Raw genomic sequence first — 20871 nt, 5'->3', positions numbered from 1 at the left:
ATCCGCCGCTACATCGCCTGGCGTAACCGCAACGTCGATAACCCCCGCCTACGCCGGATCGTGAAGAGGGCAAACGTGGCCTGACACGGCACTAGCTGAGCGCTCACCACCTCATAGACGGCGATATGCCCACCCCGGCTGCTCGCCCGAAGCCCTTGATTCTCAAGGATCGCGCACAGCGCCTTACGAGCGGCGTCATAGAGCAGTTGGTAAGAGCCGACCGGATCGGAGTCCATTGCCAGGCGTGCCGTCGCCACATGCCTACGCGCCTGATCGAGCAGCTCATCCGCCTGCGAACGGCTCGCCGGCACCTTCTCGAGCTCCCCACGGCCGAGCATGCCATCGACCGCCTGACGCCCTTGCTCCCACCTCATCAAGATCTTTCGTTCCCGATCTTCAATCGCACGAGCGGCCGTGACCGTATGGATTCCAGGAACGGATCTTCGCCTGGGGACTCCCAAGAGGAACAGCTCAACCGACGGATGTTGACTTCCCTGCCAAGTTGTCGTTCCGCCTTCCGCGCGACGTCGTAGAGATCGTCATCATCCGCATCGCCCACAACGAGAATGTCGAGGTCTCTGGGGACCCTGCCGGGTTCTCCGGTGTAGCGCGCTGCCCATGAACCATAGATGTACGCCCCTTCCACCCCGGGCACGCCCTCGAGCAGCCCAGGCAGAACCGCCACCGGGCCGTATGTGAGCGCGAGAAGTTCCGTCAATGGCCGGGCGATCACCATGTCGGTGTCAGCACTGACCAATCGCAGGTTGCCCACCCGCCGCTCCCTGACAAGACCGGCGGCAGCCAGCCGATCGACCTCCCGGGTCACGGTCGGGGGAGTCACCTCGAATCTCCTGGCCAGCTCCACCTGCGGATACTCCTGCTCCGGGTGCAGAAAGAGCCAGGCCAGCAGCTCTCCCTGGAAGGCTGAACGGAGCAGAGGAAGCAAGACGGAAGGCGGTTGTTTCATGAACTGAAACATAGCTTGCAGTTTACACAAGTTCCATAACTCTCGCGGCCGATTCCGCTACAGACAGCAACCACTCCAGCTTGGCCACAACACCACTGCGGTCCTCCTGCAGAGACCGGCCACGTACGAGCAGCCCCCGGCATGCGTGACACCCGTACCCCAGCCACGAAGCGCCTGCCGAGACACGAATGGCCCAGGATCGTCGAGGACGATCCTGGGCCACGTCAGGCATTGGCACGGGTCACGCCTCGCCGGACGTGAGGCCGATCGGGCATGCGACCCCCGTGCCGCCGATGCCGCAGTAGCCGTTCGGGTTCCGGTAAAGGTACTGCTGGTGATAGTCCTCGGCGAAGTAGAAGGGGCCGGCGGGAGCGATCTCGGTCGTGATCTCGCCGTAGCCGGCCTCGTCGAGCACCCGCTGGTACGCGTCACGAGACGCGAGCGCGGCCTTCTCCTGCTCGGCTCCGTGCGTGTAGACGGCCGAGCGGTACTGGGTACCGATGTCGTTCCCCTGGCGCATGCCCTGGGTCGGGTCGTGGGCCTCCCAGAAGACCTTCAGCAGCTCCTCGTACGACACCCGGCTGGGATCGAAGACCACCCGTACGACCTCCGCGTGGCCGGTCATCGTGGAGCACACCTCCTCGTACGTCGGGTTCGGCGTGAATCCGCCCGCATAGCCGACCGCGGTGGACACGACGCCGGGCGTCTGCCAGAACTTGCGCTCGGCTCCCCAGAAACACCCCAGCCCGAAGTCCGCGATCTCCGTGTTCTCCCCGTACGGCGGGGCCAATGGAGCGTCGAGCACCAGGTGCCGGGACGCCACCGGCATCGCCTCGGATCGGCCGGGCAGCGCCTCCGAGGGAGTCACCATCGATGTCTTGTTCTGTCCGAACAGCCAGCCCATGTCGCACCTCCACCCGTCCCCAACCAGAGCACCCTCCCGGTTGTTCCTGCCATAAGTATCACTAAATCGCGCGACAACGATTGCTTATTTGTGTTAAATCCCGTAAGGAGTCACACTGGATGTCATGCCTGAATCGCGCCGAGGAGTCTTGTACGGCATAGCCGCCTACGCCATGTGGGGGCTGTTCCCGCTGTACTGGCCCCTGCTGAAGCCCGCCGGAGCCATCGAGATCCTCGCGCACCGCATGGTCTGGTCCCTCGTCGCGGTCCTCGCCATCCTGGGCGTCCGCCGCCACTGGTCGTGGATCCGCACGATGACCCGCCGCCAGGTGCTTCTCCTCACCCTCGGCGCGGTCGTCATCTCCACCAACTGGGGCATGTACATCTACGCGGTCAACACCGGCCACGTCGTGGAGAGCGCGCTCGGCTACTTCATCAACCCGCTGGTCAGCGTCCTCTTCGGTGTCCTCATCTTCCGCGAGCGGCTGCGCCCCTGGCAGTGGGCGGCCGTCGGTCTCGGCATGGTCGCGGTCCTCGTCCTGACCCTCGACTACGGCCGGCTTCCCTGGATCGCGCTCGTCCTCGCCGCGTCCTTCGGCACGTACGGCCTGATCAAGAAGACCGCCCAGGTCGGCGCGGCGGAGAGCCTGACCATCGAGACCCTGGTGCTCCTCGTTCCCGCGCTCGGATATCTCGGATTCCTCCAGATGGACGGCGCCGGAACCTTCGGCAACCACGGAGCCGCTCACGTCGCGCTGCTCGTCGGCGCCGGCCTGATCACGGCCGTTCCCCTGCTCTTCTTCTCCGCGGCCGCGATCCGGGTGCCGCTGACCGTCGTCGGGCTGCTGCAGTACATCGCCCCGGTTCTGCAGTTCCTGTGCGGCGTCCTGGTCGCCCACGAGACCATGCCCGGCAGCAGGTGGGCCGGGTTCGCCATCGTGTGGCTGGCGCTCAGCGTCTTCACCTGGGACAGCCTGCGCGCCGCTCGGGCGACCCGCCGTGAAGCCCGTACGACACCCTCGCTCGAACCCGTCTAAATCCCCCGGAACGGCCTCAGCTGGTCAGTGAGCCCCGGCCATCGCCGGGGCCACGGATTTACCCGGAGCGCTCGACCACGTAGTCACAGAGGCCGACGAGGGCCTCACGGGCCGGGATGTCGGGGAGGCCGGCGAGCGCGGACTTGGCCCTGCCCGCCCACCGCAGCAGCTCCTCGCGGGCCTCGGCCATCGCCGTGTTGGCCCGCAGCAGCTCCAGCGCCTCGTCCACGTTCTCCTCGGCCACGGGCCCGGAGAGCAGGGTGCGCAGCCGCGCGTCCTCCGGCCGGTCGGACGCCAGCGCGTACAGCACGGGCAGGGTGTGGACACCCTCACGGAGATCGGTGCCCGGGGTCTTGCCCGAGTCGGCCGTCGGCGCGGCCACGTCGATCAGGTCGTCGCCGAGCTGCCAGGCGACGCCGATCGCCTCGCACGCCTCGGTCAGCCGGGTGGTCACCTCGGCCGGCGCGCCCGCCAGCATGGCGCCGAAACGGCCCGACGTGGCGATGAGGGAGCCGGTCTTGTCCGCCAGCACCTGGATGTAGTGCGTGATCGCGTCGACGCCCTCGGAGGGTCCGATCGTCTCGCGGATCTGACCGCGGACCAGGCGGGAGAACGTCTGCGCCTGGATGCGGATGATGTCGGCGCCGAGGTCGGCCAGGATCTCGGACGCCTGGGCGAAGAGGTAGTCGCCGGTGAGGATGGCGACCGTGTTGTCCCAGCGGGCGTTCGCCGAGGGCGAGCCACGCCGGACGGGGGCCTCGTCCATCACGTCGTCGTGGTAGAGCGTCGCCAGATGGGTCAGCTCGATGACGACGGCCCCGGGCACGACTCCCGGGGCGTCGGGGTTGCCGAACTGCGCGGCGAGCAGGACGAGCATCGCCCGGAAACGCTTGCCGCCGGCTTCGATGAGATGGCGGGACGCCTCCGTGACGAAGGCGTCCTCGCTCTCAACCGACGAGCGGAGCAGCTTCTCCACGGCCGCGAGCCCGTTCGCCAGATCCGCGGCCAGCCGCTCGTCGACGAGAGGCAGGTCAACAACGGGCGGCGCGGCCATAGAGGAAAGCTCCTATCGGACGAACAACGACTGAGCAGCCGTGTGCGCCAGGTCGAGCACGGGCTGCGGGAATACCCCGAGGACTACGGTAGCCAATGTCGCCAGGGCTCCGACCGCCCAGGTGCCTCCGGGAATCACCACGGACGGCCCGTCGGCCGCCGGGTCGCTGAAGAACATCAGCACGATCACGCGGACGTAGAAGAACGCGGCGACCGCCGAGGACACCACGCCGACCACGACCAGGGGCGTCGCGCCGGCGTCCACCGCCGCCTGGAACACCGCGTACTTCCCGAAGAAACCGCTGGTCAGCGGGATGCCGGCGAAGGCGAGCAGGAAGAAGGCGAACACGGTCGCGACCAGCGGCCTGCGCTTGCCGAGCCCGGCCCAGCGGGACAGGTGCCACGCCTCGCCACCGGCGTCGCGGACCGTGGTGACGATCGCGAACGCGCCCACCGTGGTGAAGCCGTAGGCCACCAGGTAGAACAGCAAGGCCGAGAGCGCCGAGGCGTTCTGCTGCTGGTTGCCGATGGCGACGACACCGATGAGCAGGAAACCTCCGTGCGCGATGGAGGAGTACGCCAGCATCCGCTTGATGTCCGTCTGCGTGATGGCGAGGATCGCACCGGTCACCATGGTGAGAATCGCCACACCCCACATGATGGGGGTCCAGCTCCACTCGAGACCACCCAGCGCCACCCAGAACACCCGCAGGAGCGCGCCGAACGCGGCGACGAGGGTACCCGAGGCCATCAGCGCCGTGATCGGCGTCGGGGAGCCCTGGTAGACGTCCGGCTTCCACGCCTGGAACGGCGCGGCACCGATCTTGAACAGCAGGCCGACGCCGAGCATCGCCGCGCCGATGTAGAGCAGCGTGTCCTGCCCGCCGACCGCGCCGAGCGAGGCGCCGATCTTCGCCAGATCGACCGAACCCGCGTAGCCGTACAGCAGGGCGGTGCCGTACAGGAAGAAGGCGGAGGAGAAGGCGCCGAGCAGGAAGTACTTGACCGCGGCCTCCTGCGACAGCAGGCGGCGACGGCGGGCGAGACCGCACAGCAGGTACAGCGGCAGCGACATGACCTCGAGGGCCACGAACATGGCCAGCAGGTCGTTGGCCGCCGGGAACAGCAGCATGCCGCCGACGGCGAAGAGGGCCAGCGGGTAGACCTCGGTGTGCGTGGCGCCCTCGCTGAGCGCCCGCTCCTCCTCGGCCGAACCGGGCACGGCCGAGGCCGAGGCCACGAAGTGCCCCTCGTCGTTGATGAGCAGGACGCTCACGAACGCGAGCACGAGGATCGTGCCCCAGATGAACAACGCCGGGCCGTCGACCGCCACCGCGCCCATGGCCGCAGGCTTGGTCGGGATGCCGCTACGCGCCTGCCAGATCGTCAGCACGAAGGCGCCGGCCAGCGACAGCAGCGTCAGCGGCTTGTGGATCGACGAGCGGAGATACCTGGGGGCGAACGCCTCCACAAGCACTCCGATGATCGCCGCGCCGAAGACGACCAGCATCGGCGCCAGCAGGCCGTATTCGATGGTCGGCGCTTGGATGGTGCCGTTCACTGGCCCTCCTGTGCAACGGACTCCTGCTTGACGTGCTGGACCTGGGAGATCGAGTCCGTCACCGCGGGATTGATGACGTCGAGCAGCGGCTTCGGGAAGAAGCCGAGCGCGATGATCACCGCGATCAGCGGGGCGACGACCCACTTCTCACGGCCGTTCAGATCCTTGATGTCGCGGACGGACTCCGCGGTCGGACCGTTCATGGTCCGCTGGTACATCCACAGGATGTAGATCGCGGCCAGCACCACACCGCTGGTGGCGATGATCGCGTAGACAGCGTGCGTCTCGTAGCTGCCGATCAGCACCATGAACTCGCTCACGAAGGAGCTGAGGCCCGGCAGCGCGAGCCCGGACAGGCCGGCGACCAGGAACGTGCCCGCCAGGATCGGGGCCACCTTCTGCACGCCTCCGTAGTCGGAGATGTACTGCGAGCCGCGGCGGTGGATCAGGAAGCCCGCGATCAGGAACAGCGCTCCGGTCGAGAAACCGTGGTTGACCATGTACAGCGTCGCCCCGGACCCCGCGTTCACGCTGATCGCGAAGACACCCATGGTGATGAAGCCGAAGTGCGAGATCGACGTGTACGCGATGAGGCGCTTCATGTCGGTCTGCCCGATGGCGACGATCGCGCCGTAGACGATGCCGACCACCGAGAGCACCAGCACCAGCGGGGTGAAGTAGTGCGCCGCGTCCGGGAACAGCTCCAGGCAGAAGCGCAGCATGCCGTACGTGCCGACCTTGTCGAGCACACCCACGAGCAGCACGGCGGCGCCGGCCGGAGCCTGGGCCGCCGCGTCGGGCAGCCAGGTGTGGAACGGCCACAGCGGCGCCTTGATGGCGAACGCGATGAAGAAGCCGAGGAACAGCCACTTCTGGGTGCCGACGTCCTGCACGCTGCCGACGAGGTCGGTGAACATGAACGAGCCCTTGTCGGCGATCGAGTAGAGCGCGATCACCGCGACGAGCATCAGCAGCCCGCCGAAGAGCGAGTAGAGCAGGAACTTCACCGCGGCGTAGGACCGCTGCGCCCCGCCGTACGACCCGATCATGAAGTACATCGGGATCAGCATGGCTTCGAAGAAGACGTAGAAGAGGAAGACGTCGGTCGCCGCGAAGACGCCGATCATCATCGCTTCCAGCACCAGGAGCAGCGCGAAGTACATGCGTACCGAGCGCTTGCCCGCCTCCGCCTCATGCCAGGACGCGAGCACCACGATCGGCACGAGCACGGCCGACAGCAGGATGAGAACCAGTGCGATGCCGTCCACACCGAGACCGAAGTGGATCCCGAAGGACGGCACCCAGCTGTACTTCTCGGTGAACTGGAACTTGTCGCCGTTCGGGCTGAACTGGACCGCCATGACGACGGTCAGCACCAGCACCAGCAGGGACACCGCGAGGGTCGCCTGCTTGGCGCGCAGCTCGTTCTTCACGGCCGCGACGCCAAGCGCGCCCAACACGGGCACACCTATCAGGGTTGAGAGCCAGTAGTGCATCACAGGTTCCCTACGACGAACCAGGCACCGACCAGGATGGCGGCGCCGACGAATATCGACAGCGCGTACGAGCGGACGAAGCCGGTCTGGACTCGCCGCAGCCGGCCCGACGTGCCGCCGATCCCCGCGGCGAGCCCGTTGACGAGGCCGTCGATCCCGCGGTTGTCGAAGAACACCGCGAGCCGGGTCAGCCACTGGCCAGGCCGCATGAACAGCGCCTCGTTCAACGCGTCGCCGTACAGGTCACGCCGGGCGAACGTGGTGAGGAACGAGCCGCGCGGAGCGACGACCGGCACCTCGGCCTTGCCGTACTTGACCCAGGCGAAGGCCGCGCCGGCCGCCACGAGCGCCAGGGTGGCCAGGCCGGCCACGCTGAACGGGTGGAACGAGGGCAGCTCCTCCGGCCGGCCGACGGCCGGGGCCAGGAACGTCATGAACCGGTTGCCCAGGATCAGGAAGGCGCCGAGGAAGATCGAGCCGACCGACAGGATGATCAGCGGCCACGTCATGACGGCGGGCGACTCGTGCGGATGCGCGTCCGCCTCCCAGCGCTTCTGGCCGAAGAACGTCATGAACACCAGACGCGACATGTAGAAGCCGGTGATGCCGGCGCCGAGCACCGCGAGCCAGCCGAGGGTCGCGCTGTGCTCCATCACGCTCTCGATGATGCCGTCCTTGGTGAAGTAACCGGACAGCAGCGGGAACCCGATGATCGCCAGGTAGCCGACGAGGAACGTCGCGAAAGTGATCGGCATGACCTTGCGCAGGCCGCCGTACTTGCGCATGTTGACCTCGTCGTTCATGGCGTGCATGACCGATCCGGCGCCGAGGAACATGTCGGCCTTGAAGAAGCCGTGCGTGATCAAGTGCGCGATCGCGAAGGCGTATCCGGCCGGGCCGATGCCCGCGGCCAGCATCATGTAGCCGATCTGCGACATCGTCGAACCGGCGAGCGCCTTCTTGATGTCGTCCTTGGCGGTACCGATGATCGCACCGGCGAGCAGCGTGGCGACACCGACGATCGTGACCGCGATCGCCGCGGTCGAGCCCTCCGGGAAGAACATCGCGCCCGACCGGGTCACGAGGTAGACGCCGGCGGTGACCATGGTCGCGGCGTGGATGAGGGCCGACACCGGGGTCGGGCCCTCCATCGCGTCCAGGAGCCAGGACTGCAGCGGCAGCTGGGCCGACTTTCCACAGGCGCCGAGCAGGAGCAGCAGGCCGATCGCGGTGAGCGTCCCCTGGCTGGGGTGCGCCTCGGAGGCCATGACCCCCGCGAACGAGACCGAGTTGAACGCCGTGAAGATGGTGAAGATGCCGATCGCCAGGCCGAAGTCACCGACCCGGTTGACGATGAACGCCTTCTTCGCCGCGGTCGCCGCCGCGGGCTTGTGCTGCCAGAACCCGATCAGCAGGTACGACGCGAGACCCACGCCCTCCCAGCCGACGTACAGACCGACGTAGTTGTCGGCAAGCACGAGGAGCAGCATCGCCGCGACGAACAGGTTCAGGTAGGCGAAGAAGCGCCGCCGGTTGGGGTCGTGCGCCATGTAGCCGATCGAGTAGATGTGGATCAGTGAGCCCACACCGGTGATCAGCAGGACGAACGAGATCGACAGCGGGTCGATCAGGAGGCCCATCTTCGTGAGGCCGGGAATGAAGTCGTACAGCGGGACCGCCAGGCGGCGCTCGGCCGGATCGAACCCCAGCAGCTGGACGAAGACCAGCACGCCCACCACGAAGGAGGCGACGGCGGTGGCGACGCCCAGCAGGTGACCGAACCTGTCGGTCCTGCGCCCGCCCAACAGGAGGACGGCGGCGCCGAGCAGCGGTAGAGCGATCAGCAGCCACGAGACGCCGATCACTCCCCCGGAGTGCTCGATGATCTTTGCGGGTTCCACGGCCACCTCTTAGTACTTCAGCAGGTTCACGTCGTCGACGGACGCGGACCTGCGGGTTCGGAAGATCGTCACGATGATGGCCAGGCCGATGACCACCTCGGCGGCGGCCACGATCATCACGAAGAAGGCGATGATCTGGCCGTCGAGGTTGCCGTTCTGCCGGGCGAAGGTGACGAACGCCAGGTTGCAGGCGTTGAGCATGAGCTCGACGCACATGAAGACCACGATGGCGTTGCGCCGTACCAGCACCCCGACGCCGCCGATCACGAACAGCAGCGCGGAGAGCACCAGGTAGTGCGTTGTCATTTCGCCTCCTTGCCCGTCTCCGGGCCCGTCGCGGGCGACTCTTCGGCCGAACCGGCTTCACTGGCTCCATTGGCACCGTTTGCGCCGTTAGCGCTGCTGGTGCCGTTCGCCCCGTTGACCCCGCCGGCGCCGTTGGCGTGCCTTACGGGCTCCTCGGACACCCGCTCCTCGGCTTCGAGGGCCTCGGCTTCGAGGGCCTTGACGATCTCGGGCGCCAGGGTGCCCTCGGCGGCCTCGCGCCGGGCGAGGACCCGGTTGACCGACAGCGGCGCCACCGTGCCGTCCGGCAGGAGCGCCGGCATGTCGATGGCGTTGTGCCGAGCGTAGGTGCCGGGGCCGGGCAGCGGCGCGGGGTTGCGCCCGTGCTCCCCGAACTCGACGAAGCGCGCCCGGGACAGGTCCTTCTGGGTCGGCTTCGGCTCGGCACGCTCCCGGTGCGCCAGCACCATCGCGCCGAGCGCGGCGGTGATCAGCAGCGCCGACGTGACCTCGAAGGCGAACACGTACCGCGTGAAGATCAGCTCGGCCAGCGAGGGCACGTTGCCCGCCGCCGTCACCGCCTCCAGCCCCTTCGGGGCCGCCAGTACGGCGTTGCCGACGCCGAGCCCGAGCAGCGCGGCGAACGCGAGCCCAGCCACGATCGCCCAGAAACGCTGTCCCCTGATCGTCTCCACGAGAGAGTCCGAGGAGTCCACGCCCACGAGCATGAGCACGAACAGGAACAGCATCATGACCGCGCCCGTGTAGACGATGATCTGCACGGCGGCCAGGAACGGAGCGTCCTGGACGGCGTAGAGCACCGCCAGCGACAGCATGACGGTGCCCAGCATCAGGGCCGAGTAGACCGCCCTGCGGCTGAAGACGAGCCCGAGCGCGGCGGTCACGGACACGACCGCCAGCACCCAGAACGTGATGGTCTCACCCATTGCTACGACCCAACCGGTAGTAGTCCTCTTCGGTCTCGCCGAGCCGCATCGGGTGGGGCGGCTGCTCCATTCCCGGAGCCAGCGGCGCGAGGAGCATCTCCTTGGTGTAGATCAAGGATTCGCGGCTGGAGTCGGCGAGCTCGTACTCGTTGGTCATCGTGAGCGCCCGGGTCGGGCACGCCTCGATGCACAGGCCGCACAGGATGCACCGCAGATAGTTGATCTGGTAGGTGCGTCCGTACCGTTCTCCCGGGGAGAAGCGCTCGGTCTCGGTGTTGTCCGCGCCCTCGACGAAGATCGCGTCCGCGGGGCAGGCCCACGCGCACAGCTCACAGCCGACGCACTTCTCCAGACCGTCGGGCCACCGGTTCAGCTGGTGCCGCCCGTGGAAGCGCGGCGCAGTCGGCCGCTTCTCCTCCGGGTAGTTGACCGTCACCGGCTTCTTGAACATGTGGTGGAAGGTGACGCCGAATCCCTTGATCGGATTCAGCCAATCAGTTGCTCCCACTGGTCACCTCCTTGACCGCGGTGCTTGCTTGGCGCGCCGGCACAACGCCGTGGTAGTGCGGGAGGTCCAACGGCGGCACCGGGAACCCACCCGCCTCCGGCTCTTCGCGGAGCTGCTCGAACTCCTCCTCGATCTGGGCGGCCTTGGCCTCCCTGCGACGCTGGAGCAGCGTGTCGAAGCGCAGCCAGATCGCGAGCCCGCCCACGACGATGATCGCCCCGAGCGTGAGGATGAACGCCCTGTTGGCCTCGGGCATGCGCAGCGCCTTGAGGGTCGCGTACAGCAGGATCCAGGCCAGGTTGAGCGGGATTAGGACCTTCCATCCGAAGGCCATGAGCTGGTCGTACCGTACGCGGGGCAGCGAGGCGCGAACCCAGACGAAGAACCCGAACACCACCACGAGCTTGATCAGGAACCAGAGCATCGGCCACCAGCCGGTGTTGGCCCCCTCCCAGATCGAGATGGGCCAGGGCGCTCGCCACCCGCCGAGGAACAGCGTGATCGCGATACCCGAGACCGTGAACACGTTGATGTACTCGCCCAGCATGAACATCGCGAACTTCAGCGACGAGGAGTACTCGGTGTGGAAACCGCCGACCAATTCGCCCTCACCCTCGGGGAGGTCGAACGGAACACGGTTGGTCTCGCCCAGCATCGTGATCGCGTAGATCAGGAACGACGGCAGCAGCGAGATCGCGTACCAGGACGGCTGCGGGATCGACAACCCGAAGACGTCCCAGGTGCCGCCACCCGCCTGCTTGGCCACGATCTCCGAGGTGGACAGCGTGCCCGCCGCCAGGAAGACTGCAACGAACGACAGGCCCATCGCGATCTCGTACGAGACCACCTGGGCGCTGGAGCGCAGACCGCCCAGGATGGCGTACGGCGAGCGCGATCCCCAGCCGGCGAGCACGATGCCGTAGACGCCGATCGACGCCATGGCGAGCACCAGCAGCACCGCGACCGGCAGGTCGGTGAGCTGCAGCGGCGTCTTCACCCCGAAGATCGACACCATCGGGCCGAACGGCATGACCGAGAAGGACAGGAACGCCGGCACCGCGATGATGACGGGGGCGAGCAAGTAGACGATCTTGTCCACCGTGCGTGGCGTGATGTCTTCCTTGAGCCCCATCTTCAGGCCGTCGGCCACCGACTGGAGCAGGCCGAACTTGCCCGCCCGGTTGGGGCCGTACCGGTGCTGCATGCGGGAGATGAGCTTGCGCTCGGTCCACACGCCGAACAGCACGCCCAGCATCAGGAGCACGAAGATGAAGACGGCCTTGATGATGGAGAGCCACAGCGGGTCGTGGCCGAAGTCCTGCAGCGTGGGACCAGTGTTCGGGTTCATCGGTCGGTCTCCACTTCCTCGTTCACGGTCTCGAGGACGTCCTGGCCGGTGATCGTGACCACGTCACCGGCGACGGCGCGCAGGTCACGGGTGACCGACACACCTGCGGAGTTGGACGGCACCCAGACCACCCGGTCGGGGAGGTCGGCGATCCGCACGGGCAGGATCACCGAGCCGCCGATGGTGACCTTGTCGCCGTCGGCCACGCCGATCTCCGCGGCCGTGGCCTCGGAGAGCAGCGCCGCCGCGGTCCTCGCGGTCCCGGCGAGGTACGGCTCGCCGTCCTGGAGCCGGCCGTCGTCGAGCAGCAGGTGCCAGGTGGCCAGCACGGCCTCCCCGGCCTGCGGCTCCCGGGCCTGCCGACCGCCGGTCACACTCGGCGCCGCCGTACGAGGGCCGCGCCACGATCCCAGGGCCCCGAGTTCGCGCCGCGCGGCGGCGGCGTCGGGCAGCGCCAGGTGGACGTCCATGTGGTCGGCGATGGCGGAGACGACCGCGAGGTCGCTCATCACGCCGGGGACGGCCGTCGCGACATCGAACGAGCGGCCGCGGCCCTCCCAGTCGACGAACGTGCCGGCCTTCTCGGCCACCGCGGCGACCGGGAGGACCACGTCGGCCCGGTCGGTCACCGCGCTGGCGCGGATCTCCAGGCTGACGATGAAGGGCGTGTTCTCCAGGGCGGCCAGCGCCCTGCCCGGGTCGGCCAGGTCGTACGGGTCGACACCGGCGATGACCAGTGCGTCGAGCTCCTCGTTCAGCGCGGCCCCGAGGATGCCCTCGGTGTCGCGGCCCTCGGCCTCGGGCAGGCCCGAGACGTTCCAGGCCCTGGCGACCTCGGCGCGAGCCGCCTCGTCCGCCACCGGGCGGCCGATCGGCAGCAGGTTGGGCAGTGCCCCGGCCTCGATCGCCCCGCGCTCACCGGCCCGCCGCGGCACCCAGGCGAGCCTGGCGCCGGTGGTCTGCGCGAGCCGCAGGAGGGCGGACAGCGCGCCGTGCGCGGTGGCGAGCCGCTCGCCGGCGAGGATGATCGCGCCTGCGGGCAGCAGGTCGGTGCCGGAGTTGATCAGGTCGCCGATGGCCTCGGCCTCGCCGCCGGGGACCGTCCTGATGAGCGTGCCGCGCATCTTCGTCAGGCCCGGGGTGGCGAACGGCGCCAGGGAGTAGACCTTGAGGCCCTTCTTCCGCGCGGCCTTGCGAAGCCGCAGGAAGACGATCGGCGACTCCTCCTCGGGCTCGAACCCGGCGAGGAGCACGGCCGGAGCGTTCTCCAGGTCGCTGTAGGAGACCTCGATGCCCTTGCCCGCGACGGCGTGGGCGAGGAAGCGCGCCTCCTCGTCCGACAGCGGCCGGGCGCGGAAGTCGATGTCGTTGGTGCCGAGCGCGACACGGGCGAACTTGCCGTAGGCGTAGGCGTCCTCGACGGTGACCCGGCCGCCGACCAGCACGCCCGCCTTGCCGCGTGCCGCCGCGAGCCCCTTGGCCGCGACGTCGAGGGCCTCCGGCCACGAGGCCGGCACGAGCCTGCCGTCCTCGTCGCGGATCAGCGGCGACCTGAGCCGGTCGGGCTGGGTCGCGTACTGGAAGGCCCAGCGGCCCTTGTCGCAGTTCCACTCCTCGTTGACCTGGGGGTCGTCCCCGGCCAGGCGGCGGGTGACCCGGCCGCGGCGGTGGTCCGTACGCAGGGAGCATCCGGAGGCGCAGTGCTCGCAGGCGCTCGGCGTGGACACCAGGTCGAACGGGCGGGAGCGGAAGCGGTAGGCGGCGCCGGTCAGCGCGCCCACCGGGCAGATCTGGACGGTGTTGCCCGAGAAGTAGGACTCGAACGGCTCGCCGTCGGCGACGCCCACCTGCTCCTTGGCCCCGCGCTCGAAGAAGTCGATGAGCGGGTCACCGGCGATCTGGTCGGAGAAGCGGATGCACCGCGCGCACTGGATGCAGCGCTCGCGGTCGAGCAGCACCTCGGTGGACAGCGGGATCGGCTTCTCGAAGGTCCGCTTGTGCTCGACGAACCGGCTCTCGCCCTGGCCGTTCGACATCGCCTGGTTCTGCAGGGGGCACTCGCCGCCCTTGTCGCAGACCGGGCAGTCGAGCGGGTGGTTCAGGAGGAGCATCTCCATCACACCGCGCTGGGCCTTCTCGGCCACCGGCGAGGTGAGCTGGCTCTGCACCACCATGCCCTCGGCCACCTCGATGGCGCAGGACGGCTGCGGCTTGGGGAAGCCGCGGCCGTTGCCCGCGTCCGTGATGTCCACCAGGCACTGGCGGCAGTTCGCCGCCGGGTCGAGCAGCGGGTGGTCGCAGAACCGGGGGATCTGGATCCCGAGCAGTTCGGCGGCCCGGATGATCAGCGTGCCCTTCGGCACGCTGATCTGGAAGCCGTCGATGGTCAGGGTCACCATGGTCACGACGGGCTGTTCCGGCTGCGTTGTCTGAACCGTCACTTGGACCCCCACACAGTGGAAGCAGCGGGATCGAACGGGCAGCCGCCGATCTCGAAGTGCTTGAGATATTCGTCGCGGAAGAGCTTCACCGACGAGTGGATGCAGCTGGTCGCGCCGTCTCCGAGGGCGCAGAACGAGCGGCCCAGGATGTTGTCGGCGATGTCGGTGATCGTGGCCAGGTCCTCCTCGGACCCCTGGCCCTTCTCCAGCCGCTTGAGCACCTGCTTGAGCCAGTAGGTGCCCTCCCGGCAGGGGGTGCACTTGCCGCAGGACTCGTGCGCGTAGAACTCCGTCCACCGGAGTACGGCACGCACCACGCAGGTCGTCTCGTCGAAGATCTGCAGCGCCCGGGTGCCGAGCATCGAGCCCTTGGCGCCGACCGACTCGAAGTCGAGCGGCACGTCCAGGTGCTCGGCCGTGAAGATCGGCGTCGAGGAGCCGCCCGGGGTCCAGAACTTCAGCTCGTGGCCCTCACGGATCCCGCCCGCCATGTCGAGCAGCTCGCGCAGCGTGATCCCCAGCGGGGCCTCGTACTGGCCGGGCCTGGTGACGTGCCCGCTCAGCGAGAAGATGCCGAAGCCCTTGGACTTCTCGGTGCCCATCCCGGCGAACCAGTCGGCGCCGTTGGCCACGATGCTCGGCACGCTGGCCACCGACTCGACGTTGTTGATGACCGTCGGGCAGGCGTACAGGCCGGCGACCGCGGGGAACGGCGGCTTGAGCCGCGGCTGGCCGCGGAAGCCCTCCAGCGAGTCGAGCAGTGCCGTCTCCTCGCCGCAGATGTACGCCCCGGCGCCGCTGTGCACGACCAGTTCGAGGTCGTACCCGGAGCCGAAGATGTTCGTGCCGAGGTAGCCCTTCTCGTACGCCTCGCGAACCGCCGCCTGCACCCGGCGGATGACGTGGAGTACCTCGCCGCGGACGTAGATGAAGGCGTGGTTGGCCCGGATGGCGTACGCGGTGATGATGACGCCCTCGACCAGCGCGTGGGGGTTGGCCATCATCAGCGGGATGTCCTTGCAGGTTCCCGGCTCCGACTCGTCGGCGTTCACCACGAGGTAGTGCGCCTTGCCGTCGTTCTGCGGGATGAATCCCCACTTCATGCCGGTCGGGAAGCCCGCGCCACCGCGACCGCGCAGACCGGAGTCCTTCACCGTCTGGATGATGGCGTCCGGGTCGAGGCTCAGCGCCTTCTTCGCCGCGGCGTACTCGCCGTACCCGTCGAGGGTGAACGAGTTGGGCTGGTCCCAGTTCCGGGTGAGGACCGGGGTAAGGGTCGTCATCGGTCGCTCACCGATCCTCCTGGCGCCTCCCAGCCGTTGGCCTTGGCGACCTTCAAACCTTCGAGGGACGGACCTGCGGCCGAGGGGCCGTCACCGGCCAGCCCGTCGGGAAGACCCGCGAGGACCCTCGAGGCATCCTTGAACGAGCACAGCTTCTTGGGGCCGCGGGTCGGCGAGATGTCCTTGCCGTCACGCAGGTCGTCCACGAGCTGCTTGGCCGACTCCGGCGTCTGGTTGTCGAAGAACTCCCAGTTGACCATCATGACCGGGGCGAAGTCGCAGGCGGCGTTGCATTCGAGCCGCTCCAGCGTGATCTTGCCGTCGGACGTGGTCTCGTCGTGGCCGACCCCGACGTGCTCGGAGAGCTCGTCCCAGATCTGGTCGCCGCCCATGACCGCGCACAGGGTGTTGATGCAGACGCCGACGTTGTAGTCGCCCGCCGGCCTGCGCTTGTACATGGTGTAGAAGGTCGCGACCGCGACCACCTCGGCCTTGCTCAGGCCGAGCATCTCGGCGCAGAACTCGTGCCCGTCGTCGGAGACGTAGCCGTCCTCCGACTGCACCAGGTGCAGCAGCGGCAGCAGGGCCGACCGCGCCTTGGGGTAGCGGCCGATGATCTCCTTGGCGTCCGTCTCCAGACGCTCGCGGACCTCAGGTGAATAACTCACTTAGCGCTCCTCGCCTGCGGCTCGTCGGCTCGCTCGCTATAGGCGCAGTGTCTACTGGTTCGCTCGCTTCGCTCGCTCACCTGTCCACACCTCCCATGACCGGGTCGATCGAGGCGACCGCCGAGATGACGTCGGCGATCATGCCGCCCTCACACGTCGCGGGCACCGCCTGCAGGTTCGTGAAGGACGGGTCACGGAAGTGCACGCGGTAGGGCCGCGTCCCGCCGTCGCTGACCACGTGCGCGCCCAGCTCGCCGCGCGGCGACTCCACGGCGGAGTACGCCTGGCCGGCCGGCACCCGGAAGCCCTCGGTCACCAGCTTGAAGTGGTGGATCAGGGCTTCCATGGAGCTGCTCATGATGTGCGCGATGTGGTCCGGTGAGTTGCCGAGGCCGTCGGGGCCGAGCGCGAGCTGCGACGGCCAGCCGATCTTCTTGTCCTCGATCATCACCGGGCCGCCCTTGAGCGGGCCGGTCAGACGGTCGAGCGCCTGCTCGATGATCTTCAGCGACTCCTCCATCTCGGCCATGCGGACGAGATAGCGGCCGTACACGTCGCAGGTGTTCTCGGTCGGGACGTCGAACTCGTACGTCTCGTAACCGCAATAGGGCTGCGACTTGCGCAGGTCCCAGGGCAGCCCGGCCGCCCGGAGCATCGGCCCGGTGATCCCGAGCGCCATGCAGCCGGTCAGGTCGAGGTAGGCGACGTCCTTGGTCCTGCGGGTGTAGACCGGGTTGGCGTCGAGGAGCTTGCGGATGTCCTTGATCCGCTTCGGCATGACCTTGAGGAACTCGCCGATCTTGTCGACCGCGCCCGCGGGCAGGTCGACGCTCACGCCGCCCGGCCGCACGTACGCCATGTTCATCCGGAGACCGGTGACGTACTCGAAGATGTCGAGCACCATCTCACGCTCACGGAAGCCGTAGATCATCGGCGTGGTGGCGCCCAGCTCCATGCCGAACGTCGCGAGCGCAACCAGGTGCGAGGAGATCCGGTTGAGCTCCATCATCATCACGCGGATGGCCTGCGCCCGCTCGGGGACCCTGTCGGTGATGCCGAGCAGCTTCTCCACGGCCATGCAGTACGCCGTCTCGTTGAAGATCGGCGCCAGGTAGTCCATGCGGGTGACGAACGTGACCCCCTGGGTCCACGTCCGGAACTCCATGTTCTTCTCGATGCCGGTGTGCAGGTAACCGATCACCGTCCGGGCCTCGGTCACCGTCTCGCCGTCGAGCGTCAGGACCAGCCGGAGCACGCCGTGCGTCGACGGGTGCTGCGGGCCCATGTTGATGACCAGGCGTTCCTCGGACGACTCGGTCACCGTCTCGACCAGCTCGTCCCAGTCCTGTCCGGCGACGTCGTAGACCTTGCCCTCGGTCGTTTGGGTCATGCGTACGACCTCCTCTGGTCCGGCGCGGGGGTCTCGGCGCCGCGGTACTCCACCGGGATGCCGCCGAGCGGGTAGTCCTTGCGCTGGGGGTGTCCCTCCCAGTCGTCGGGCATCTCGATGCGGGTCAACGCCGGGTGGCCGTCGAAGATGATTCCGAAGAAGTCGTACGTCTCCCGCTCGTGCCAGTCGTGCGTCGGGTAGACAGAGACCGTGGACGGAATGTGGCGGTCGGAGTCGGGGCACCCGACCTCGACCCGGACCCGCCGGTTGTGCGTGATCGAGCACAGGTGGTAGACCGCGTGCAGCTCGTTGCCCGTCTCGTCCGGGTAGTGGGCGCCGGAGACGCCGAGCGACAGCTCGAAGCGCAGCGCCGCGTCGTCGCGCAGGTGCCGCATCACGTCCACGAGACGCTCGCGCGCCACATGGAAGGTGACCTCGTCGCGGTCCACGACGACGCGCTCGATGGCGTCGCCGAACGCGGGCTCGAGCGCGTCGGCCACCTCGTCGAAATACGACCCGTACGGCCGGGCGCTGGAGAGCCGGGGCGCGCGGCGCACGACCAGGCCGCCGTAACCGGACGTGTCCCCGGTCCCGCTGGCGCCGAACATGCCCGTACGGGCGACGGGCTCAGGTGTCTCCTCCACCGGCACCCCGGGGAGGTTGTCGCTGCTCATCTGGTGACTCCGCTCCACGAATACCGCACGAAGCGCTCATTCCTCGCGTTCGCGCTCATTTGTTCGCCCCCTGGTCGATCAACGGCAGCGTCCGCAGGGCCTGGAGCTCGAGCTCGTCGATCTGCTTGGCGCGGTGGGCGCCGAACTTCATGTTCTGGATCTTGTCGTGCAGCTTCACGATGGCGTCGATCAGCATCTCGGGCCGGGGCGGGCACCCCGGCAGGTAGATGTCGACCGGCACGACGTGGTCCACGCCCTGCACGATGGCGTAGTTGTTGAACATGCCACCGCTGGACGCGCAGACGCCCATCGCGATGACCCACTTGGGTTCGGCCATCTGGTCGTAGATCTGGCGCAGCACCGGCGCCATCTTCTGCGACAACCGGCCGGCCACGATCATCAGGTCGGCCTGCCGCGGCGAGGCGGAGGCGCGCTCCATGCCGAAGCGCGCGAGGTCGTGCTTGGAAGCGCCGGTCGCCATCAGCTCGATCGCGCAACACGCCAGACCGAACGTCGCGGGCCACACCGAGTTCTTCCTGGCCCAGCCGGCCACCTGCTCGACAGTCGTCAGGATGAAGCCGCTCGGCAGTTTCTCTTCAAGACCCATGGCTAATCCCAATCAAGACCGCGGCGACGCCACACGTAGGCGTACGCCACGAGGACGGTGACGATGAACAGCACCATCTCGACCAGCCCGAACAGGCCGAGATTGTCGAACGCGACCGCCCACGGATAGAGGAAGATGATCTCGATGTCGAACACGATGAACAACATCGCCGTGATCATGTACTTGAGCGGGAAGCGCCCGCCGCCGACAGGCTGCGGGGTCGGCTCGATGCCGCATTCGTAGGCGTCCAGCTTGGCGCGGTTCCAGCGCTTCGGCCCCGTGAAGGGGGCGATGCTCACGGAGAACACGGCGAACCCCGCCGCGAGGACCGCGAGCACCAGGATGGGCACATACAGCTCCATGGCTACATGTCCTCGTTTGCTCGGTGGAAAAGGGTGTTCAATCTCATGCGGACGGAGCCACCTTGGACAGGGCGTTGATGATCCGGTCGGACGCGTCGCCTCGCGGGTCGGTGAGATTGCCGAGAAGTTTCAGCGCGAATCTCATCAGCCGCGGATGCGGCATCGCGTGCCGCGTGGCGAAGTTCATCACGCCGGGCCTGCCGATGGCCTCGACGAAGTACCGGCCCAGCGTGAAGTAGCCACCATAGGCGTCCTTGAGGATACGCGGGTAGGCCCGCAGTACCCGTTCCCTGCGGGCGGGAGTCGGCTGGGACAGAGCCGTCACCACGGCGTCGGCGGCGGTCCTGCCGGTCTCCATGGCGTACGCGATGCCCTCGCCGTTGAACGGGTTGATCGTGCCGCCCGCGTCTCCGACGAGCACCAGCCCCCGGGTGTAGTGCGGCTGCCGGTTGAAGCCCATCGGCAGCGCCGCCCCCCGGATGGGGCCGATCATGTTCTCCTCGTTGTACCCCCACTCGGCGGGCATGTTCTTCACCCAGCGTCTGAGCAGGTCGCGGTAGTCGATGTTCTTGAACGCGTCGTTGGTGTTGAGCAGCCCGAGGCCGACGTTCGAGGTGCCGTCGCCGACACCGAAGATCCAGCCGTACCCGGGGAGGAGGCGGTCGCCGTCCCAGAGCTCCAGCCACGTCTCCAGGTAGTCGTCGTCGTGCCGCGGGCTGGTGAAGTAGGTCCGTACGGCGACGCCCATCGGGCGGTCCGGCCGCTTGTGCAGGCCCATCGCCAGCGAGAGCCGGGTCGAGTTGCCGTCGGCGGCCACGACCAGCCGGGACCGGAAGGCGACCTCCTCGCCGTCCTGCTTGGCGGTGACGCCGACGACGTGACCGCTGCGCTCGTCGAGGATCGGGCCGGTGACGTTGACGCCCTGCAGGAGGGTGACGCCGGCGCGCACCGCGTTGTCGGCCAGGATCTGGTCGAAGTCCTTGCGGGTGCGGACCAGGCCGAAGTCGGGGAAGCTCGACAGCTCGGGCCAGTCGAGCTCGAACCGGAGGCCGCCACCGACGACGCGCAGGCCCTTGTTCCTGATCCAGCCGGGGGCGTCGATGTCGACGCCCATCGCGATGAGCTCCTTGACCGCCCTCGGCGTGAGCCCGTCGCCGCACACCTTCTCGCGCGGGAAGCGGGTCTTCTCCAGCAGAAGGACGGTCAGACCGGCCTGGGCGAGGTAAAAGGCAGTCGTCGAGCCCGCGGGGCCGGCGCCGACGACGATGACGTCGGCGTCCCGTCCGCTTTCAGAGGCCGGCATCCGGTCGGACGCCGCCAATCTCGGCCGCGTAGGGGCTGACTCGCTCACGGGGGACCTGATTCCTGTCCTCGGACGAAGATCTCCACTGGTACGGGACCTTCGTGCCTTTGTGAACCACTTCACAAACTGTCGGCGGA

At 68.0% G+C, this 20871-nt stretch carries 19 protein-coding genes; 1 reads left to right on the top strand and 18 read right to left on the bottom strand.

The window, feature by feature from the left end; translation table 11 throughout:
• Window positions 1–373: 373 nt before the first annotated feature.
• Together AB0I59_RS25660 and msrA are read right to left on the bottom strand one after the other, a co-directional pair.
• On the bottom strand, window positions 374–979 hold the full coding sequence (locus tag AB0I59_RS25660) for a MarR family transcriptional regulator (RefSeq protein WP_358136701.1): 606 nt from the start codon (window positions 977–979) through the stop codon (window positions 374–376).
• 229 nt (window positions 980–1208) lie between these two features.
• A complete protein-coding gene (gene msrA, locus AB0I59_RS25655) occupies window positions 1209–1871 on the bottom strand; it encodes a peptide-methionine (S)-S-oxide reductase MsrA (RefSeq protein WP_358136698.1) in 663 nt (220 codons plus the stop codon).
• Window positions 1872–1995: 124 nt separating this feature from the next.
• Here msrA and rarD point away from each other — a divergent pair, with 124 nt between their 5' ends.
• The gene (gene rarD, locus AB0I59_RS25650) at window positions 1996–2907 is read left to right on the top strand and encodes an EamA family transporter RarD (protein ID WP_358136695.1); all 912 of its coding nucleotides are present in this window, start codon (window positions 1996–1998) and stop codon (window positions 2905–2907) included.
• 58 nt (window positions 2908–2965) lie between these two features.
• Here the strand turns inward: rarD and AB0I59_RS25645 are convergent, their stop codons facing one another.
• The 16 genes from AB0I59_RS25645 to AB0I59_RS25570 all read right to left on the bottom strand — a co-directional run bounded on the left by AB0I59_RS25645 (window position 2966) and on the right by AB0I59_RS25570 (window position 20782).
• The gene (locus AB0I59_RS25645) at window positions 2966–3961 is read right to left on the bottom strand and encodes a polyprenyl synthetase family protein (protein ID WP_061253842.1); all 996 of its coding nucleotides are present in this window, start codon (window positions 3959–3961) and stop codon (window positions 2966–2968) included.
• A 12-nt stretch (window positions 3962–3973) separates the two neighbouring features.
• Window positions 3974–5470 (bottom strand): NADH-quinone oxidoreductase subunit NuoN, encoded by a 1497-nt coding sequence (gene nuoN, locus AB0I59_RS25640; RefSeq protein ID WP_435831069.1) that lies wholly within the window; start codon window positions 5468–5470, stop codon window positions 3974–3976.
• Window positions 5471–5517: 47 nt separating this feature from the next.
• The gene (locus AB0I59_RS25635) at window positions 5518–7017 is read right to left on the bottom strand and encodes an NADH-quinone oxidoreductase subunit M (protein WP_061253844.1); all 1500 of its coding nucleotides are present in this window, start codon (window positions 7015–7017) and stop codon (window positions 5518–5520) included.
• Window positions 7017–8918: an NADH-quinone oxidoreductase subunit L gene (nuoL, locus tag AB0I59_RS25630; protein WP_435831067.1), complete on the bottom strand. Its 1902-nt coding sequence runs from the start codon at window positions 8916–8918 to the stop codon at window positions 7017–7019. The genes AB0I59_RS25635 and nuoL overlap by 1 nt, the downstream gene beginning before the upstream one ends.
• 9 nt (window positions 8919–8927) lie before the next feature.
• Window positions 8928–9224 (bottom strand): NADH-quinone oxidoreductase subunit NuoK, encoded by a 297-nt coding sequence (gene nuoK, locus AB0I59_RS25625; protein WP_061253845.1) that lies wholly within the window; start codon window positions 9222–9224, stop codon window positions 8928–8930.
• On the bottom strand, window positions 9221–10150 hold the full coding sequence (locus AB0I59_RS25620) for an NADH-quinone oxidoreductase subunit J (RefSeq protein WP_358136688.1): 930 nt from the start codon (window positions 10148–10150) through the stop codon (window positions 9221–9223). Before AB0I59_RS25620 ends, nuoK begins: the two co-directional genes overlap by 4 nt.
• Entirely contained in the window at window positions 10143–10658 is a 516-nt protein-coding gene (nuoI, locus tag AB0I59_RS25615; protein WP_082776637.1) for an NADH-quinone oxidoreductase subunit NuoI, read from the bottom strand. The genes AB0I59_RS25620 and nuoI overlap by 8 nt, the downstream gene beginning before the upstream one ends.
• Window positions 10645–12006 (bottom strand): NADH-quinone oxidoreductase subunit NuoH, encoded by a 1362-nt coding sequence (gene nuoH, locus AB0I59_RS25610; protein WP_061253847.1) that lies wholly within the window; start codon window positions 12004–12006, stop codon window positions 10645–10647. The genes nuoI and nuoH overlap by 14 nt, the downstream gene beginning before the upstream one ends.
• Complete coding sequence (locus AB0I59_RS25605; protein ID WP_082776638.1) at window positions 12003–14447, bottom strand: NADH-quinone oxidoreductase subunit G; 2445 nt, start codon at window positions 14445–14447, stop codon at window positions 12003–12005. Before AB0I59_RS25605 ends, nuoH begins: the two co-directional genes overlap by 4 nt.
• Entirely contained in the window at window positions 14444–15730 is a 1287-nt protein-coding gene (nuoF, locus tag AB0I59_RS25600; RefSeq protein ID WP_061253848.1) for an NADH-quinone oxidoreductase subunit NuoF, read from the bottom strand. The genes AB0I59_RS25605 and nuoF overlap by 4 nt, the downstream gene beginning before the upstream one ends.
• Window positions 15727–16398 (bottom strand): NADH-quinone oxidoreductase subunit NuoE, encoded by a 672-nt coding sequence (gene nuoE / locus AB0I59_RS25595; RefSeq protein WP_061253849.1) that lies wholly within the window; start codon window positions 16396–16398, stop codon window positions 15727–15729. Before nuoE ends, nuoF begins: the two co-directional genes overlap by 4 nt.
• 76 nt (window positions 16399–16474) lie before the next feature.
• Entirely contained in the window at window positions 16475–17788 is a 1314-nt protein-coding gene (locus tag AB0I59_RS25590) for an NADH-quinone oxidoreductase subunit D (protein WP_061253850.1), read from the bottom strand.
• Window positions 17785–18462, bottom strand: a complete 678-nt coding sequence (locus tag AB0I59_RS25585) for an NADH-quinone oxidoreductase subunit C (protein ID WP_358136683.1) — start codon at window positions 18460–18462, stop codon at window positions 17785–17787. Before AB0I59_RS25585 ends, AB0I59_RS25590 begins: the two co-directional genes overlap by 4 nt.
• A gap of 55 nt (window positions 18463–18517) precedes the next feature.
• Window positions 18518–19069: a NuoB/complex I 20 kDa subunit family protein gene (locus AB0I59_RS25580; RefSeq protein ID WP_061253852.1), complete on the bottom strand. Its 552-nt coding sequence runs from the start codon at window positions 19067–19069 to the stop codon at window positions 18518–18520.
• A 2-nt stretch (window positions 19070–19071) separates the two neighbouring features.
• Window positions 19072–19431, bottom strand: coding sequence for an NADH-quinone oxidoreductase subunit A (locus AB0I59_RS25575; protein ID WP_061253853.1), 360 nt, complete (start codon window positions 19429–19431; stop codon window positions 19072–19074).
• Window positions 19432–19474: 43 nt separating this feature from the next.
• The gene (locus AB0I59_RS25570) at window positions 19475–20782 is read right to left on the bottom strand and encodes a geranylgeranyl reductase family protein (protein WP_435831065.1); all 1308 of its coding nucleotides are present in this window, start codon (window positions 20780–20782) and stop codon (window positions 19475–19477) included.
• Window positions 20783–20871: the final 89 nt, after the last annotated feature.

Origin of the sequence: Microtetraspora glauca (assembly GCF_040656155.1) — a bacterium.
GTDB lineage: Bacteria > Actinomycetota > Actinomycetes > Streptosporangiales > Streptosporangiaceae > Microtetraspora > Microtetraspora glauca.
Note: the sequence above shows the minus strand (reverse complement) of the source record. Positions and strands in the feature narration are given on the sequence as shown.

Excerpts from the sequence above, each read along its gene's own strand:
- nuoH (WP_061253847.1), bottom strand. The coding sequence starts at position 12,006 with ATGAACCCGAACACTGGTCCCACGCTGCAGGACTTCGGCCACGACCCG.
- AB0I59_RS25585 (WP_358136683.1), bottom strand. The coding sequence starts at position 18,462 with ATGAGCAGCGACAACCTCCCCGGGGTGCCGGTGGAGGAGACACCTGAG.
- nuoF (WP_061253848.1), bottom strand. The coding sequence starts at position 15,730 with ATGACGACCCTTACCCCGGTCCTCACCCGGAACTGGGACCAGCCCAAC.
- nuoK (WP_061253845.1), bottom strand. The coding sequence starts at position 9,224 with ATGACAACGCACTACCTGGTGCTCTCCGCGCTGCTGTTCGTGATCGGC.
- AB0I59_RS25575 (WP_061253853.1), bottom strand. The coding sequence starts at position 19,431 with ATGGAGCTGTATGTGCCCATCCTGGTGCTCGCGGTCCTCGCGGCGGGG.
- AB0I59_RS25660 (WP_358136701.1), bottom strand. The coding sequence starts at position 979 with ATGTTTCAGTTCATGAAACAACCGCCTTCCGTCTTGCTTCCTCTGCTC.
- AB0I59_RS25635 (WP_061253844.1), bottom strand. The coding sequence starts at position 7,017 with ATGCACTACTGGCTCTCAACCCTGATAGGTGTGCCCGTGTTGGGCGCG.
- rarD (WP_358136695.1), top strand. The coding sequence starts at position 1,996 with ATGCCTGAATCGCGCCGAGGAGTCTTGTACGGCATAGCCGCCTACGCC.
- AB0I59_RS25580 (WP_061253852.1), bottom strand. The coding sequence starts at position 19,069 with ATGGGTCTTGAAGAGAAACTGCCGAGCGGCTTCATCCTGACGACTGTC.
- AB0I59_RS25620 (WP_358136688.1), bottom strand. The coding sequence starts at position 10,150 with ATGGGTGAGACCATCACGTTCTGGGTGCTGGCGGTCGTGTCCGTGACC.
- nuoN (WP_435831069.1), bottom strand. The coding sequence starts at position 5,470 with ATGCTGGTCGTCTTCGGCGCGGCGATCATCGGAGTGCTTGTGGAGGCG.
- AB0I59_RS25590 (WP_061253850.1), bottom strand. The coding sequence starts at position 17,788 with ATGACCCAAACGACCGAGGGCAAGGTCTACGACGTCGCCGGACAGGAC.
- msrA (WP_358136698.1), bottom strand. The coding sequence starts at position 1,871 with ATGGGCTGGCTGTTCGGACAGAACAAGACATCGATGGTGACTCCCTCG.
- AB0I59_RS25645 (WP_061253842.1), bottom strand. The coding sequence starts at position 3,961 with ATGGCCGCGCCGCCCGTTGTTGACCTGCCTCTCGTCGACGAGCGGCTG.